Origin of the sequence: Bifidobacterium sp. ESL0784, from assembly GCF_029433295.1 — a bacterium.
Classification (GTDB): domain Bacteria; phylum Actinomycetota; class Actinomycetes; order Actinomycetales; family Bifidobacteriaceae; genus Bifidobacterium.
Genome location: NZ_JAQTHV010000002.1, coordinates 272,947 through 289,101 on the forward strand (window position 1 = coordinate 272,947; position 16,155 = coordinate 289,101).

At 56.6% G+C, this 16,155-nt stretch carries 12 protein-coding genes; 6 read left to right on the forward strand and 6 right to left on the reverse strand.

The genetic code is table 11. The features are described 5' to 3' along the window. Positions 1 to 75: 75 nt before the first annotated feature. Both PT279_RS03685 and PT279_RS03690 read right to left on the reverse strand, forming a co-directional pair. Positions 76 to 1,074, reverse strand: coding sequence for an NAD(P)H-dependent glycerol-3-phosphate dehydrogenase (locus PT279_RS03685; protein WP_277165575.1), 999 nt, complete (start codon positions 1,072 to 1,074; stop codon positions 76 to 78). Positions 1,075 to 1,205: 131 nt separating this feature from the next. Further along, complete coding sequence (locus tag PT279_RS03690; protein ID WP_277165938.1) at positions 1,206 to 2,093, reverse strand: lysophospholipid acyltransferase family protein; 888 nt, start codon at positions 2,091 to 2,093, stop codon at positions 1,206 to 1,208. Positions 2,094 to 2,396: 303 nt separating this feature from the next. On the opposite strand from PT279_RS03690, the gene PT279_RS03695 reads away from it, so the two are divergent. Then, positions 2,397 to 3,098, forward strand: a complete 702-nt coding sequence (locus PT279_RS03695) for a TetR/AcrR family transcriptional regulator (RefSeq protein ID WP_277165578.1) — start codon at positions 2,397 to 2,399, stop codon at positions 3,096 to 3,098. Positions 3,099 to 3,306: 208 nt separating this feature from the next. Then, positions 3,307 to 4,635: an MFS transporter gene (locus PT279_RS03700; protein ID WP_277165580.1), complete on the forward strand. Its 1,329-nt coding sequence runs from the start codon at positions 3,307 to 3,309 to the stop codon at positions 4,633 to 4,635. A gap of 259 nt (positions 4,636 to 4,894) precedes the next feature. On the opposite strand, the gene PT279_RS03705 is transcribed toward PT279_RS03700, so the two are convergent. Beyond that, positions 4,895 to 6,301 (reverse strand): phosphatase PAP2 family protein, encoded by a 1,407-nt coding sequence (locus PT279_RS03705; protein WP_277165582.1) that lies wholly within the window; start codon positions 6,299 to 6,301, stop codon positions 4,895 to 4,897. Between the two features lie 652 nt (positions 6,302 to 6,953). On the opposite strand from PT279_RS03705, the gene PT279_RS03710 reads away from it, so the two are divergent. The 4 genes from PT279_RS03710 to upp all read left to right on the forward strand — a co-directional run bounded on the left by PT279_RS03710 (position 6,954) and on the right by upp (position 12,572). Then, positions 6,954 to 9,182: an RNA degradosome polyphosphate kinase gene (locus PT279_RS03710; RefSeq protein ID WP_277165584.1), complete on the forward strand. Its 2,229-nt coding sequence runs from the start codon at positions 6,954 to 6,956 to the stop codon at positions 9,180 to 9,182. Between the two features lie 21 nt (positions 9,183 to 9,203). Next, entirely contained in the window at positions 9,204 to 10,622 is a 1,419-nt protein-coding gene (locus PT279_RS03715; protein ID WP_277165586.1) for an NUDIX hydrolase, read from the forward strand. After that, on the forward strand, positions 10,612 to 11,607 hold the full coding sequence (locus PT279_RS09265) for a hypothetical protein (RefSeq protein ID WP_348519365.1): 996 nt from the start codon (positions 10,612 to 10,614) through the stop codon (positions 11,605 to 11,607). Before PT279_RS03715 ends, PT279_RS09265 begins: the two co-directional genes overlap by 11 nt. Before the next feature lie 326 nt (positions 11,608 to 11,933). After that, positions 11,934 to 12,572 (forward strand): uracil phosphoribosyltransferase, encoded by a 639-nt coding sequence (gene upp, locus PT279_RS03725; RefSeq protein ID WP_277165588.1) that lies wholly within the window; start codon positions 11,934 to 11,936, stop codon positions 12,570 to 12,572. 127 nt (positions 12,573 to 12,699) lie between these two features. On the opposite strand, the gene PT279_RS03730 is transcribed toward upp, so the two are convergent. The 3 genes from PT279_RS03730 to PT279_RS03740 all read right to left on the reverse strand — a co-directional run bounded on the left by PT279_RS03730 (position 12,700) and on the right by PT279_RS03740 (position 16,135). Continuing rightward, positions 12,700 to 14,649, reverse strand: coding sequence for an AarF/UbiB family protein (locus PT279_RS03730; RefSeq protein WP_277165590.1), 1,950 nt, complete (start codon positions 14,647 to 14,649; stop codon positions 12,700 to 12,702). Between the two features lie 33 nt (positions 14,650 to 14,682). Then, the gene (locus PT279_RS03735; RefSeq protein ID WP_277165592.1) at positions 14,683 to 14,958 is read right to left on the reverse strand and encodes a phasin family protein; all 276 of its coding nucleotides are present in this window, start codon (positions 14,956 to 14,958) and stop codon (positions 14,683 to 14,685) included. Positions 14,959 to 15,100: 142 nt separating this feature from the next. After that, positions 15,101 to 16,135 (reverse strand): LacI family DNA-binding transcriptional regulator, encoded by a 1,035-nt coding sequence (locus PT279_RS03740; protein WP_277165594.1) that lies wholly within the window; start codon positions 16,133 to 16,135, stop codon positions 15,101 to 15,103. Positions 16,136 to 16,155: the final 20 nt, after the last annotated feature.

Sequence of the window (16,155 nt, forward strand, 5' to 3'; positions counted from 1 at the left end):
AGCCAACCCTTCAAATTCCAAGACGAGTTTCTCACCATATCCTTATGCATTACGTAATGTGGCGTAATGGTTGGATTATTCCTCCGTAATATTTCCTTTGAGAAGCTCATGAAGCATCTGTTCGCAGGTCAGGCCGCGCTCCAACACGTCGTTCATCGCACTGGCAAGCGGGGTCTTTACCCCGAGCCCCGCGCCCATGCGCACGACAGCTTCGGTGGTGGGCACGCCTTCGGCCACACCGTTGCTGACCTTCGTCGCTTCCTCAACGCTCATGCCGCGACCAAGATTCGCGCCGAACGTGTAGTTGCGGCTCAGCGGCGAACCGCAAGTGGCAATCAAATCACCGACTCCCGCAAGACCTTGGAAAGTCTTGGATTCGGCGTGCGCGGCCTCGCCGAGCGCTGCAAGCTCCGCCAAACCACGGGTTTCGATCATCGCGGCTGTATTTTCACCATAACCGGCGCCGCGGGCCATACCCACCGCGAGCGCCACCACGTTTTTGAGCGATCCGCACATCTCCACGCCGATGACGTCAGTGGTTACGAACGCTTTGAAATATTGCGTTTTACAGGCCTGTGCCACGATTTTGGCATTGTCGATATCCTCGCAGGCCACCACCGTCGCGCTCGGCTGGCGGTCGGCAACTTCCTTGCTGAGGTTCGGTCCGGAAATCGCGACGAAACGCTCGGCAGGCAGACCTCCCAAAGCCTCCCGTACCACTTCATCCATCCGCTTGCCGGTGGCACGTTCGATGCCCTTCATCAAGGACACCACGATGGCATCGGCTTTGATAAGCGGTGCAAAAAGTTCCAGCGCCTCACGCGCGTGCTGAGCGGCAATGGCGACCACAACGATCTGCGCCTGACTTACGGCTTGTGCCCGGTCACCGGTGGCGGTCATATTGCTTGGAAGGCACTTGACACTGGGAAGTCGCACCGCATTATGGTGCTGGTCGCGGATGCCTTCGACGATTTCCGGCTCGCGCGCCCACATGGTCACGTCATTGCCCGCGTCCGCAAGCACTTGGCCGAACGCCGTTCCCCAGGCACCTGCCCCGAGTACCGTCACCTTCATATTTTGCTCCTTTGCATCGCTAGCTTCTTCCATAATAGTGCCAAATATCGCATTCTGTTATGTATTCGCCAAACACATGCCCTGACGTCAAGAACTCAACCATTGTGCCGCAACATCCGCTATTCCGTCAATTAGCGACGTGGCTTGCGGCTCATCGTCCGGAAATCCCAATATCCCTCGGCCGGAGGCTCTTCGCCACGAATCTCCGCCATGATCGTCTCCATACGCTCACGAATGCGCGTGGTGAGCTCCGTCACCAGCTCCATCGGCGGCTCGACACCCCATGAATCGGCACCTTTAAGCAGATCACCGTAATCCAGTGCGTCGTCATAGCACATCACCACGTTCTTGCGCGGCCACGGACACCAGTGGTTGATGCTCGCCGCACCCCACGTCACCGAGCAATAAAGCGGTATCTGGTAGCCAAGTCGGCGCGAGGATTCGAGCGCGATGATGCCGACCCCTTCTTTGAGGCTCATCGGCCATTTGAGCGGGTCGCGCGAAAGCGTGCCTTCCGGCCAGACCGTCAGAGGACGTCCGGAAGTGAGGATATCGATGGATTCCTTCTCGATTTCGATGGCCTTGCCGCTGCGGCGCGGCACTGGCTGCATACCCACCAGCCGGAACCAACGCCCGATAATCGGCCAATGCGCCATTTCAGCTTTGGCCATGTAACGCGGGCGGCGGCCCATGTGGAAAAGCGCATCCATCGGAATGAAAACGTCATACATCGTTACATGGGTTGCGGCCGTAATAAACGGGCCGGTTTCGGGGACGTGCTCAAGCCCCCATGCGTAATTCTTGCTGTGTGCACGCAGAACCGCGGAAACGGCATCAAGCAGACGCTTAGTACCTTTGGGATTCTGCGCCTCGATTTCAGCGGTGTTTATTTCGCGCGGACCGGTTGGGAGGTATTGCGTCGGGTCGACCAAGTGATGGCGTTTGCCCAGAAGTTCCACCTGCTCATCGCTCAAGGGCTCGACGGCCGAACGCGGCGACGGTTTTCCTTTGGAAGTCATTCCCCTATTGTGCCTCGGGGCGGCGAACTCGGGATACGACCCGTTACCTACGAGATAGAGTTTCACTTCATATACGCTTTAGATTGACGGTGACAGATTTGACGATTAGTCAAAAATAAGGAATCAACTTGAAATATAAACTATTTAATAAGAGCGACACACCTACTTCATACCGACCGTTGGTATGTATAATGATGGCAGCAAGAGCTGATTGGTCGTGGACGAGACGTAATAGATCCACTTATGAGCCTACTGCCGTATCGGATTCCACGAATCTGCCGACATTCTTAAAGGAGACACCGCATGGCACGCAACGCACATCCCGAGGTGACCAGACGCCGCATTCTTGACGCGGCGCAGAAGCTGTTCGCCGCCAAAGGCTATGAAAACACTTCGATTCAGGACATCCTCGACGAACTCGGCGACCTCTCCAAAGGCGCGATCTACCACCATTTCAAGTCCAAACTGGACATTCTCGACGCCATCAGCGACGAGGACAACAAAAAATCCTCCGCCCAATATGATGCCTTTCTGGAACGCAAAGACCTCAACGGGCTGCAGAAGATCCGCGAACTGTTCCTCGGCACAATCACCGATACGGAACACGTCGAGCGTTTGAAAGGCCTGCTCCCCACCATGGACGACCCGCAGAATCTCGCCGAAAGCATCGGCATGTGGACGCACGCCCTACCTGGCGACCTACGCAAGCTCATCGATTGTGGCATCGAGGACGGTTCCATCATCACGGACTATCCGCAGGAGGCCGCCGAACTGATCACACTGCTGATGAACATGTGGTTCATGCCGAATTTCTACCCCGGTACCCGTAGCATTTTGCGACACCGTGCACAATGCTTGGCCACCATATGCGTTTCCATCGGCGTCCCGGTGTTCACGAACGACATGATCGACCAACTCGCCGATTTCTACTCGCAGCTTCAAAGCCATGATTGCGCGGATGACGCCATCACCGATGAAGGAAACAAAACCAAAAAGACGAAATAAGAACACTTGGAGATAACGTTTCTGACGACGAAATCGATTTCAAAAAGCCAAAACTAAAAACTCGGGCATTCCCTTAACCATTCATTGAAGAGTTGAAATAGCCAAGGAGTTTCGCAACAATCACAACAGAAGATATACCTCATAATTCTTTATTTTATTTACATACCGTCGGTCGGTATGTAATTTAAGAAATCTTGAAAGGAAAACTATGAACACGGAAATCCACGAGCCAGCCACAGGATCTGCTTCGCCGCTGCGATCCGGCAACTTCATCCTGCTCATCGCCGGGCAGGGGCTCTCGCTGTTCGGCAATACGATGCTGCGCTTCGCCACGTCGATGTGGGTGCTCGATAAAACCGGTTCGGCCACCGTTTTCGCCTCGCTGCTCTCCATCTCAATCATCCCGACCATTCTGCTCATGCCGTTCGGAGGAGTCATCGCCGACCGAGTCAACCGCCGCACCATGATGGTCGCGCTCGATGCCATCAGCGGATGCGTCGTACTGGCCGCAACCCTTGCGTTCGGCTTTATGGAGACCCATACCATCGTCTCAATCGCGGTGCTGCTCATCGCGCTCTCCGCACTTGACGCGCTTGAATCCCCCACCGTCAGCGCCGCCATCCCCCAAATGCTCGGTCATAAGGACGCCGTGTTGCTGCGTCGTGCCCAAGCGATTTCCAGCCAGGTCAACTCCATCATGCAGATCATCCCGACCTTCGCCGGCGGTGCACTTTACGCGCTGATCGGAATCCGCACCATGATGGGCGCCACCACGCTCTGCTTCTTCGTCACCGCAAGTTTGGAGTGCTTCATCAAGCTCGGCAACGTACACCATCATCATGAAATAACGAAAGCAGGTAAAACCAAACCCTCATCCGATAAGCAGAGCATGCTCAAGGTTTTCCTCGCCGACATCCGCGACGCCGCCGTGTTTCTCAAAGCCAACCCGACGCTGCTGGAACTCCTTGCCGTCACCGCCGCCCTCAACTTCTTCCTCAACGGTGTCTCGTCCGTCGGCTCGCCGTATATCATCCGCACCGCGCTCAATTTCGGGGCCGACGTCTACGGCTATTCCGACGGCATCATGAGCGTCGTTTCCCTGCTCGATACCTTGCTAACCACGGCACTGGCCGCGAAACTGTTCATGCGACACATGCCGGCAACCGTCTACGCCGCCGCCCTTTGCTTCGCGCCGATTGCCGTGGTCTTCGCACTGCCGGTGAGCAGGTGGATAAAACTGGTCACGTTCATTGCCGCGTTCTGCCTGATCACGCTTTCCATCGATTTCGCCAACATCATCAGCGCCCCGACTCTTATGATGCTGATTCCCAACGAGCTGATGGGCAAGATCGGCGCGTTCATTTCGACCATCAGCCTTTGCGCGACGCCGCTGGGACAAATGGTTTACGGCCTGCTTTTCGACCGCATGACGGTTGCACCGATCATGGCCGGCACCGGCATCTGTCTTGCGATTGGTGCGTTCGCTCTTACGCCGATGTGCAGAAAGTTCGGAGACGAGGGTACCGGAAAGTCATAACCAAACCGACAGAATCCCCACCTTCCCAACATGACGACAGATAAATGTTGCTTTTTACTCGCCTGCTTGACCTACCTAAGTAAAAAGCAACATTTAGACGCTATATTCGTGTCCTTTTATCTACTAGGCTTACGCAAGCAAGTAAAAAGACACAAATAGGGATGGACCGGGACGAAGGGTGCAAGCCTGCCGATTTCCATTCTCTCGAAATACAGAAGGCACCATCCATGCATTGGCGTGGATGGCACAACTACACTGCTTACTCCTGCGGAGGCGCAGGTGGGGCACCGACCAGACCAAGCCTGGTCAATGGGGACGCCGTCAGCTGACGCACAGCAAGCGCAAGACCGAACATCAGGCAGCCCACGCCGAGGATGGCGGCCATGGTCAACGCACACGCACCGTTCTTGGCCCACGCGGCCATCATGTCGAGTCCAGGGTAAATCTGCCAAAGCATGTAGCCGGCATAGGCGCAGGAAACGACGCCGAAGGTAATCATAATGCTGCCGACAATCTGTATGCTGGCCGACGACATACGGCTACCGGGGCTATCCATTCCGGATTTGCGTGTGAACGCGAGCGCAAGCAACATCAGTCCGCCGCCGATCAGCAGCGACATCAGCACGTCTGACGGCCGATGCCAACGGCCTACAATCACCGATGCGGCGACAAGAATGCTATACGCTGATCCAAGCAAGGCGACCAACGCACGCCAGACACGCGGAACCGCAACGAGCAGCACAAGCACCGACCCCACCGCAAGCAAGGTATGTCCTGACGGAGCGCTGTTTTCGTGTGTGGACATGACGCGCATAATCATGGGTCTCGGCAAAAGCCTTTTCAGCCATGCGGCACCGTACGTAACGACCCCGAACACGGCCATCTGCCCAACCAGCCACCAACGTTTACGGACCGCCGCGATGATGAAGGCAACCACGGCAATCGCAAGGCTGACCACCACTATCACAACCCCACGGTTCAGCACATGCGAGACCGCGATAATCCAACCGGGCGCGCTCGTATTGAAACTTTGCCAGACGATTTCGTCAAAACTCTGACCTTCCAGCGTATGCACGCCGAACCAGTAAATCCCCGCCGCTGATGCAAAGCAAATCAGGGCGAGCACTACCGCAAGGATGCAGCTGGAGACGCGCGGGTGAACGGTCAGCGGATCGACCTGGGCAAGCCCTTTTTCAATCTCTTCTTCGTCCTTGGCGGCGTCCTTGTTCGAGATTGTGCCGGCGAAGTCGATATCAGGCTTCCCGGAATGGGCATCAGCGATGAGGGCGCTACTTGCCGAGACGTCGCCATCGCCCTCGAATGCAGTGTTCTGTTCGCCAAAAGCCACAAAATTTACGGGTTCGGGTTCCTTCGGGCTCGAACTTGCTTCTTGCGACGCGACAAACGCATTGACAGACTGAGCTTTGTTCAAAGCGCCATTAAACGGTTCATTGACGGCACTGACACGCGGGTCGCCGTCCGATTGTTCCCGCGCAGACGGTTCCGGCTGAGGCGTTGCAGGCGTCTGGCTAGCATTCTGGGAAGGTAGGGGCGTCTCGACCTGAGCCCGGGGAGGCACGGGAATCTCGATTTTGGCCTGATTGCGCGGCGCAGGCTCCTGAGAATCGTCGGCCGGTACTTTCTGCCCAATGGAATCGTCAGTCATGGTTTTCAGTTTAGATGGCGCAGACTACGAGTGTGCTTGTGTTCGCAACTCAGGTCGGAATATCTACAAGTCATCCAAATATCCTGGGGCGCAAAACACGACTCCCGCATATAACGACGCTGAAACGCCACCTAGAGGCGCCGGATACGCAATGGTGCAAACGTAAAAGGAGACCCGCCGAAACGGGTCTCCCAACAAGCTCAAACTAAAGGCGGATATCTTCACAACTCCATCGTCGTAACGGTAAGCTTTATCATCGGCCCGTTCAACGTAATAGTCATCGAGACCTTGTCTTTTTGTGGATCTGCCCTGTTCATTTGTGCTTGTACTCCATATTATGTACCACCAGCCCGTCGACTACAAACCAAAACCGGAGTTTGTGCACTATTGGTCAATATCGTTTCTTTCCATCCTGTAATGCACATAAAATGTCGCGATTTGTTCTGTTCAACGAATAGGTTGTGCGCTTCTGTCGTTTCATTATTCCCGCAGCGTAACCATTGGAAATACAGAAGGCAAATGCCGAAATAAGGTGTTCGATTTATGCAGATTTAGCAAGAATCACGATGTGTTAAAAATTAGTTATCCACAATACGATGAATTCAGCGTTTCTTTGCTTCCATAGCTCTATGGCAATGCTTAGAGTAGGGATATGGCACAGATTTTTGACGCACCCTCGAAGGCGCTGCTCCGCAGCCAGATTGCCGAGCACATCGCCGAAACCGAGAAGAACGACAAGCGCAAGGCGCTGCCGGAAGAGCAGCAGCTGCCCGCAGACCGTTATTTTGACCGTGAACTCAGCTGGCTCAAATTCAACAAACGCGTGCTCGAGATGGCGGAGGACCCCGAGGTCCCATTGCTGGAACGCGCCAATTTCGCAGGCATCTTCGCCTCGAATCTCGACGAGTACTTCATGGTGCGCGTCGCCGGCCTCAAACGCCGTATCGACACCGGCATCGCCGTGACGTCGGCCTCGGGCCTGAGCCCGCGCCAGCAACTGCGTTCGATCAGCGAGACCGCACACGAACTGCAAGCCGAGCATGCCAACGAGGCCATCAAACACATTCTTCCCGAATTGGCGAAGGAACATATCGTGCTTCTGAGCTGGGACCGGCTCACCAGCGCCGAGCAGGAACGGCTTTCACGGTATTACCGCCAGCAGGTCTTCCCGGTCTTGACACCGCTCGCCTTCGATCCCGCCCACCCGTTCCCCTATATTTCCGGCGGCTCCCTGAACCTTGCCGTTTTGGTGGAGAACCCGAACAGCGGCAAGACGCATTTCGCCCGTGTCAAGGTTCCCGATAATCTCAACCGCTTGGTTCCCGTCGACGACCTGACCGACGAGGAAAGCCGCGAGGAACGCTATGGCTTCATCACCATGGAGAACCTCATCATCGCCCACCTGGAATCGCTGTTCCCCGGCATGATCATCAAGGAGGCACGTTCGTTCCGTGTCACCCGCAACGAGGACATCGACGTCGAAGAAGATGATGCCGAAAACCTGTTGAACGCGATGGAAAAGGAACTGCTGCGCCGTCGTTTCGGACCGCCGATCCGCCTTGAGATCAGCGATGCCACCAGCCCGTTCCTCTCCCAGCTTCTGGCACGCCGCCTGCGCGTCAGTGAGGATGAAATCTTCCGTCTGCCCGCACCGCTCGATATGAAACTCATGTTCGAGCTGCAGGACATCGACCGGCCGGATCTCAAGAACAAACCGTTCATCCCGACCACCAACCGGCAAATCGCCACGGTCGAATCAAGCCGTGCGCAGGACATCTTCGCCGCCATCCGCGAGCGCGACATCCTGCTGCACCACCCCTACGATTCGTTCTCGACTTCGGTGCAGGCCTTCTTGGCCCAGGCCGCGGCCGACCCGAGAGTGTTGGCCATCAAGCAGACGCTCTACCGCACCTCCAGCAATTCGCCGATCATCGACGCACTGGTCGACGCGGCGCACGCAGGCAAACAGGTCCTGGCGCTGGTCGAAATCAAGGCACGTTTCGATGAGGATGCCAATATCGCATGGGCCCGCAAGCTCGAACGTGCAGGTGTCCATGTCGTCTATGGCATCGTGGGTCTGAAGACACACTGCAAGCTTTCTCTGGTCGTGCGTCAGGAGGCGGAAGGCCTACGCCGCTACTGCCACGTCGGCACGGGCAATTACAACCCGAAGACCGCCCGCCAGTACACCGATCTCGGCCTGCTGACCTGCGACCCGGTGGTGGGGCAGGACCTGACGCGCCTGTTCAACCAGCTTTCCGGCTATGCGCCGCGTTCCAGCTTCCATCGTTTGCTGGTCGCTCCACGCACATGCCGCAGCGGCCTCATCCAGCGCATTCGCCGCGAAGAGGACGCAGCGCGTGCGGGCCACGAATCCTGGATCAAGATCAAGGTCAACTCCATCGTCGATGAAAAGACTATCGATGCCCTCTACCGTGCCAGCCAGGCCGGAGTGAAAATCGATCTCATCGTACGCGGTATATGCGGCCTGAAGCCCGGGGTTCCCGGCTTGAGCGAGAACATTCGTGTCCATTCAATCCTCGGTCGTTTCCTCGAGCACAGCCGCATCTACGCCTTCGCGAATTCCGCGGGTCCACAGATTGGCGAAGGCCCGGCCTCCGGCCCGGAAGTCTGGATCGGCTCGGCCGATCTGATGCACCGCAATCTCGACCGTCGCGTAGAAGCCTTGGTGCGCATCACCGACCCCGAGGAAATCACTTCCCTGATCAAGTATGTCGATCTGCAGATGGCCGATACCACTTCGTCGTGGCATATGCAGCAGGACGGCACCTATATTCGCCATTCGCACGATAAGGACGGCAAGCCTCTGGTCGATTGCCAGGAACTGCTGATCAAGACCCACCAACGCGGCCGAAAATAACCATGGAAAAGCGAGCGGTAGATGACCTCCGAGATTAAACCTTCACATGTCGTTGAATCGGCGGGGGGCATACCCTACCGCTGGATTGCCGATGGCATTGCCACAGGTGTCGACGCGCGAGCGGAAAAAGCGACCAAATTCGCTGAAGATCGCGCGTCCCACAGCACCAGCAAACGCAAACGGCAGAAACACAAACTGCCATTGACGCAAGCGGAAATCCACTTCCGCGCCATCATCACGCAGTTGGAAGTCTGCCTGGTGCATCGTCCGAAATACGACGATTGGAGCTGGCCGAAAGGCAAACTCGAAGAACATGAATCCTTCCGTCACGCGGCGATACGCGAGATGGAAGAGGAAACCGGTGTCCCGGTGGCGTTGGGCCCAAGCATCGGCGAAGTCGAATATCCCCTTAACAGCGAGGGCAAGAATTCAAAGCACGGCAAAACCGGTAGCAAAACCGGCACCATCTATACCAAGCATGTCGTCTACTGGATGGCACACCCGATTTCAGCAGAAGCCGCAAAAAGCCAAGAGCAGGCAGTAGGCACCATCAGGCCCGCAAAAACCAGCGAAATCGACGAAGTCCGGTGGCTCACTATTCCACAGGCCCGCAAGCTGCTCTCGCACCCGCACGACCGTGATATCCTCGACCAATTCGTCGACCGTATCCAGGAAGGCGCACTTCAGGCGCAGAAACTGATTATCGTCCGTCACAGCAAAGCCGTGGCCCGCAAGCGTTGGAACGGAACCGATGCGAACCGCCCCATCATTCCCCGCGGCGCGGCGGCGAGTTTCGCCCTGAACCAGGAGTTGGGCTGCTATGCACCGCAAAAGCTCGCCTCCTCCCCCTGGCTGCGTTGCATGGAAACACTGGAACCCTACGCCTGGCATACGGGACTTGAAATCACGCAACTGCCTGCACTTACCGAGGACGCCTTCGCGGCGGACCCCGACGCAGCGTGGCAATGCGTTGCTGACGTCATTGACGATTTGTCCACCGACACCGATGCCACAGCCGCAGCCAATCGCGCCGTACGAGCCGGCACCAAAGCCGTGGTCAGGATCAGCGATAACGCCGATCCTGCCGGTAAGCCAGATGACAACGCCGAAGGAAATAAGCATAGCAAGAATTCAGATACGACCAATAAGGAAGATGCCGTCAACGGCCAGACTCCAAACGAAGCCGAAACAACGACTCCCGAAGATGAAAGCACGCCCAAGCAATATAGTCGTACGACCGCGATCTGCATGCACCGGCCCGTCATCGGCGGGATTTTCGAGCATCTGCGGACCATGTGCGCCTCGAAATCGCTGGCCAAACAGCTTATCGCTAAGTCACCTTACATGCCGACAGGTAATGCAGTAGCATTATTTATCGTGAAAGACGCGGAAGGCCCGCGTATCATCGATATCCAAAGAATGGCTCCAGTTGTCTACTAACCCAGTGCATTACAGTTCAGGCTCTGTCAATTCCGCCCACCCCGGCTTTGCACCCGCAAGAACGGGCTCTTCGCGCCCGGCCCGTCCTGCCCAGCTCGACCCGGCTTTGACCGAGAAAATGGCCGGCGGCATGGATCCGGAGGAAATCAACGAGATGAGCCACGCCTCGGCGCAGGCCATGCTCGACCGAGTCCACCATACGCAGGACCCGCAAATCGTCGAGCGCGTGCTCACGTTAGTCGACCGCGAAGGCGTCGATATCATCGCGGAGCTTTGGAGCAGGTCGGAGCCGGATTCCCTGCCGGGTATCCTCTGGCGGCTATATCTGCTGCGCACTTGGATGCGCAAGAACCAACGATCGTTGGCTAGCCTGTATCGTATCGCCGAGCCAGAAGATACTGCGGCTTCGGCCATCGCCGGCGTCGACACTCCGCCTACCGCCGAAGACATCGTGCATACCGCGGATTCGATACTCTCCGGCGCTTTTACAGGTGATTTCGCTGTCGCGCTCGAACGCGCTTCCGCCTTCATCGATGTCATCGCCAAAGGTCTCGCGATTCGAGCGAAAATGCTGACCGGCCAGGCGCGCAAAGTCGAAGCGGAACAAGCTGCCCGTCGCGAAGCGCATATGCGCGATTTGCAGCGTGAGGTCGAAGCAGCGGAGGCCGCTGAGGCAGCGCAACAGGTTGCCGACGAGGCCTCGGATCATTCAGATACACAAAACGGCAACGATAACGACAACCGCGGCACGGCTTACGGCGACACCGACCGTAACGAGCCCGCCGCCAACCGTTACAATTCCGCTTTGCATGATGCGGACGACCGTTATCGTGCAGGCAAAGGCCCAGCGAGTTCAGCAGGTCCCGCATCCAATGATCCACGTACCGTCGCCGCACGATTGCTCCACACCGGCAGCAATCTCATGACGACTTCCGCGGATTTCCGTCACGGAGCCAGCCTCTGGCGTCAAGGAAAGCTGGAGTAACCCGGCGCGAAGCGCATCGGGACAAATCAAAGTAGTCCAGTGGTCCTATGCGGAAGCTGGAGTAACCCAGCGCCATGGGGCCCGGCCAAAACCATACTTTACGCGCTCGGCGTGTAAACGCAGGATGACCCGTTATACTTGGGAGACGCGCTGGACCGTGCTTAAGCCCCGGGCTTCATTTTTTGCCGCTGCGAGCGGCGTTCGCGCCGACAGGCGCTTTCACGGTTCAGCGTTTTACTTTTCTTTTTCGACGTCATATCGCGGACCGATTGCCTATTCGCGTTTTCGATTTTCAAAAAACCATGGCTGGGCATATCCTTGGAGGTATGGAACTTCAAGTTTTGGATCACCCGCTGGTCGAGCATAAGCTCACCGTTCTGCGGGACAAGAACACACCCTCCAACATCTTCCGCGAGCTCGTCAGCGAGCTCGTCACCCTCGAGGCCTACGAAGCGACGCGCAACCTCGACGTGGTCGACAAGGACATCGAGACCCCGATCTGTAAGATGACCGGCAAGCACCTCGCTTCCCCGCGCCCGATGGTGGTGCCGATCCTGCGTGCCGGCCTTGGCATGCTCGACGGTATGACCAAGCTTCTGCCGACCGCCGAGGTAGGATTCCTCGGCATGCGCCGCGACGAGGACACCCTCGACATCATCACTTACGCAAACCGTCTGCCTGAAGACCTTACCGGCCGTCAAGTCTTCCTCTTAGACCCGATGCTCGCCACCGGCGGCACCACCATCGCGGCCACGCACTACCTGATCGAGCGCGGCGCAAAGGACATCACTTCCATCAACATCATCGCCGCCCCCGAAGGCTTGAAGCGCGTCGAGGAGACCCTCGACCCCAGCATCAACCTGAAAGTTGTGGTCTGCGGCGTTGACGACCACCTGAACGAGCATGGCTACATCGTCCCCGGTCTCGGTGACGCCGGAGACCGTCTCTACGGCCTCATCGACTGAGTGGAATTCATATATATCAGAAAGCCTTTCCGAACAATTTTCCGGAAAGGCTTTCTTTTTTATCTCAACCGCAATCAGATGCGACCCATTAATTTACCGGATTCGTACAGAGAAAAATATTCTCACACTACTTGTTTTTGGCGGCCTTCTTGGCTTTGCGACCTTTGAAATAAATGTCGAAAACGATCCAGACGCTCAGAATGAAAGCGATGACGTAGCCCATGAAGCCAACCACGGGGATACCGAAAACGATGGGTTTCATTCCTGCGTAATACACAATGGACGAACCGACGAACAGTCCGACCACAATCAGGGCCATCGTCAGGCGATTGGTCATGTCGGAGATCTGCTTCAGCGGCTCCTCACTGCCCACGATTTCCATATTCATCCGCAGCTGTCCACGAGTCAGCATGCGCATGGCAATCTTGCTTTCGGCGAGCGCGTCGAGCGAACCGTGCAGAGCCTTGTTGCCTTCGATGCCAAACGCCTTGATTTCGTCCTCGGCGACTTCATCCAAGCGTTTGCTTCTGGCGGCGTGATTGGTGATGATCTCAATCATGTTGACGTCGGGGATGAACTCGTCAAGCAGACCTTCGAGCGTGACCAGCGCACGGCTCATCGTGGTGATGGTCGAGGGAACCTCGATGCCGTGACGCTGTGCGAGATTGGTCAGCGCCATCGCGAATTCCGCGATGTTGAGGTCGGCCAGATCGACTTTGCCGTATTCCTCGACGATGACGTCAAGATCCCTCAAAAGATGAGGATAATCCTCGGAATCTGGCTGGACGTCGGCGAAGCGCAGCAGCCCGTCGGCAAGCGCCGGCGAATCCTGCTTGCCGACGGCGAAAATCATCTGCCGCAAGAGCCCTCGGGTCTTGCGGTCGAGACGGCCTACCATCCCCAGATCAATCAGTACGATTTTGCCGTCCGCGATGATGACGTTGCCCGGGTGCGGGTCGGCATGGAAGAAGCCGTTGTCGAGAATCTGCGCCGCGTAGTTGTCGACCAGCTTGGTGCCGATTTCCTTCAGGTCATAGCCTTCCGCGATGAGCTTGTCGGTATGGTTGAGCGAAATGCCCTCGATATAATCCATCACCACAACGTGCTGGGTGCACAGATCCATATACGGCTTCGGGCAGTCCATATAGCGGTATGGTTCACAGAAACGCTTGAATTCCGCAAGATGCCGGGCTTCCATCAAAAAGTCGGTCTCATCCTCGAAGGTGTCCCAAAGCTCCTCGACCACTCCGCCCAAATCGACGACCTGCATGCTGGAACCCATGAATTTCGTGGCTGCCTTGGCGATCGAACGCATGATGGAGACATCCTGAGCCATCGTCTGCCGCACATTCGGACGCTGAACCTTCACGGCCACGTCCTCGCCGGTGACCAGGGTGGCGCGATGGACTTGGGCCAGCGAAGCGGAACCCAACGGCTTGGGGTCGATGTCCACGAAAATCTCATCCACCGGCCGCTTGTATTCCTGCTCCAACGTCTCGACGACGGTCTGATATGGCATCGGGTCGGCGTCGGCGCGCAGCTTCGCCAGTTCATCGCAATATTGCTGTGGCAGAATCTCGGAACGCATCGAAAGCATCTGCCCGACTTTGACGAAGGTGGGGCCGAGCGCCTCCAGCATCAGCCGCATCTTACGGGGCGTGAGTCCCTTGGTGATGTCGAATTGGCTCATGATGCGCAGAATCTGGCCAAGACGCTTGGCTTTCCCGCGACGGGTCAGATGGTAACGTTGCGCAAACGATTCACGACGTCGTCCGAACAGACTGATCTCGTCGGTATCCTCGAGGGCCTTGTCAGTGTTCTCGACATTGTCGGCATTGTCGGGAGTCTCGGCATTACCAGCTGTTCCGATTCCAGAAACGTTATCGTCCTTGGCAACGTTATCTGCATTCGCCTTCGATTCCGAACTTGAGGATGCTGCCGCCGATTTTGGTTCGGCTGCGCCGGCATCCGCTTTCACAGCTGATTTCTCGAAGTCGGTTTCGGCCTTATCGTCCTTTACCGCCTCTTTTTGGGCATAATCACCCTTCAACGCGGCATTGCGCACTGTATCGGCCATTGTCACCTGAAATCAAATCGACGAGCGTACGACTTACTCGGCTTTGTTGTCGTCTTCATCGGACTTGTCGGCAGCCGACTCGCTGGCCTTCGCCTCATCCTTGGCGTTCCCGGCTTTCATGTCGTCTTTGACTTCCTGCGCCTTGTGTTTGAGCTCGGTGTTGAGCGTCCTGCCCTGCTCCACCGTCAGCTCGCCCTTCTTGACCAGTTCGTCGACGAGTTCCTGCCCCTTTTCAGCGGTGGTCGCAAGTGCTCCGATGCCTGCCAGAAATACGGTGCGCAGCCCGTCACCCAGTTTGTAATCAGCCATGATTCCTCTTTCGTTAGCGGTGATACCCGTACTACTAATTTAGCCCATGAAACACTCGGAATGACAATCCTTGATACAAAAGACCAGGCGATTATGCCATCGGGAAACATGGAAAGCCCGCAATAAAACCGGCATTCATGGTTTACTGCCGCACAGGACCCGTCGTTTTACGCAGCATAAGCATCGGGTTGAGCTTGGAATGGGGCTGTTCCAACGTTTCGCCGCGCATCAACGCAAGTACCTTGCGCGCCGCAAGCCGCGACATCTCCACAGGACTCTGATGAATCGTCGTCATGTTGACGGCGGCGGCGACATCGTTGTCGTCAAAACCGATTACCGACATGTCCTGCGGAACGCGGACCCCGAATTTTTCCAATTCCGCCATCAATGGTACAGCGAATCCATCCGTTTCCACGCAAATCGCGGTAGGGCGCGGATCCGAGGCGAGCAATTGCGCAGCCGCCGCCGAAAGCGCATCTGCAGAAGAACGATAATCACTCATTTTCCCCAGATCGATGCGGCTGACCAAACGATTTTCGAATCCCAGCTGCTTGGCGGCCCTCATAAACGCTTCACTCCTCAGCTGCGTACTGAATTGAAAATCCCCGGGAACCGGCCAGCCGACGAATGCGATACACCGATGTCCAAGATTCTTCAACAGACCTACCGCTTCCCCCATCGCCTTGTCGTCATCGAGCAGAACCGAGGCGTCAAAGCCGTCGATTGTGCGCGAGTCCAAACCGACCACCGGAATGGTCAGTTTTTTGAGGATTCCGGATTGCTTGGAGTCCAAGTTGATCGAGCAGACGATGACGCCATCGACGTTGTCGTCGAAAGGAAGCCGTTCAAGGAAGGAATCAAGCTCAGAATGCGTGCTCACCGTGCTGGGGATGATGTCGTATCCCTCAGGAGACAGAACCTCATAAGCCCCTTGCAGCACCGAGGAATCGAACCAGGTATTCAGCGCGTCCGAAAACAGCAACGCCAGTCTCATCGTCTTACCGCTGGCAAGTGAAGATGCGTTACGGGAGAACGAAAAGCGCAGCTTCTTCGCGGCGTTCTTGACTTTGATACGCGTTCCCTCGTCGACCTTGTCAAGCCCACGAAGCGCCCTGGAAACCGTCGAGTCGGAGACGCCCGCCTCCAAAGCGACGTCATGAAGTGTAATCCTCGCCATGTGAACCTTCCCGTTGCCGA

Bases quoted from the DNA above. Each gene is read 5' to 3' on its own strand.
- PT279_RS03735 (WP_277165592.1), bottom strand. From the start codon at position 14,958: ATGGCTGATTACAAACTGGGTGACGGGCTGCGCACCGTATTTCTGGCA.
- PT279_RS03740 (WP_277165594.1), bottom strand. From the start codon at position 16,135: ATGGCGAGGATTACACTTCATGACGTCGCTTTGGAGGCGGGCGTCTCC.
- PT279_RS03710 (WP_277165584.1), top strand. From the start codon at position 6,954: ATGGCACAGATTTTTGACGCACCCTCGAAGGCGCTGCTCCGCAGCCAG.
- PT279_RS03690 (WP_277165938.1), bottom strand. From the start codon at position 2,093: ATGACTTCCAAAGGAAAACCGTCGCCGCGTTCGGCCGTCGAGCCCTTG.
- PT279_RS03705 (WP_277165582.1), bottom strand. From the start codon at position 6,301: ATGACTGACGATTCCATTGGGCAGAAAGTACCGGCCGACGATTCTCAG.
- PT279_RS03715 (WP_277165586.1), top strand. From the start codon at position 9,204: ATGACCTCCGAGATTAAACCTTCACATGTCGTTGAATCGGCGGGGGGC.
- PT279_RS03730 (WP_277165590.1), bottom strand. From the start codon at position 14,649: ATGGCCGATACAGTGCGCAATGCCGCGTTGAAGGGTGATTATGCCCAA.
- PT279_RS03695 (WP_277165578.1), top strand. From the start codon at position 2,397: ATGGCACGCAACGCACATCCCGAGGTGACCAGACGCCGCATTCTTGAC.
- PT279_RS03700 (WP_277165580.1), top strand. From the start codon at position 3,307: ATGAACACGGAAATCCACGAGCCAGCCACAGGATCTGCTTCGCCGCTG.
- upp (WP_277165588.1), top strand. From the start codon at position 11,934: ATGGAACTTCAAGTTTTGGATCACCCGCTGGTCGAGCATAAGCTCACC.
- PT279_RS03685 (WP_277165575.1), bottom strand. From the start codon at position 1,074: ATGAAGGTGACGGTACTCGGGGCAGGTGCCTGGGGAACGGCGTTCGGC.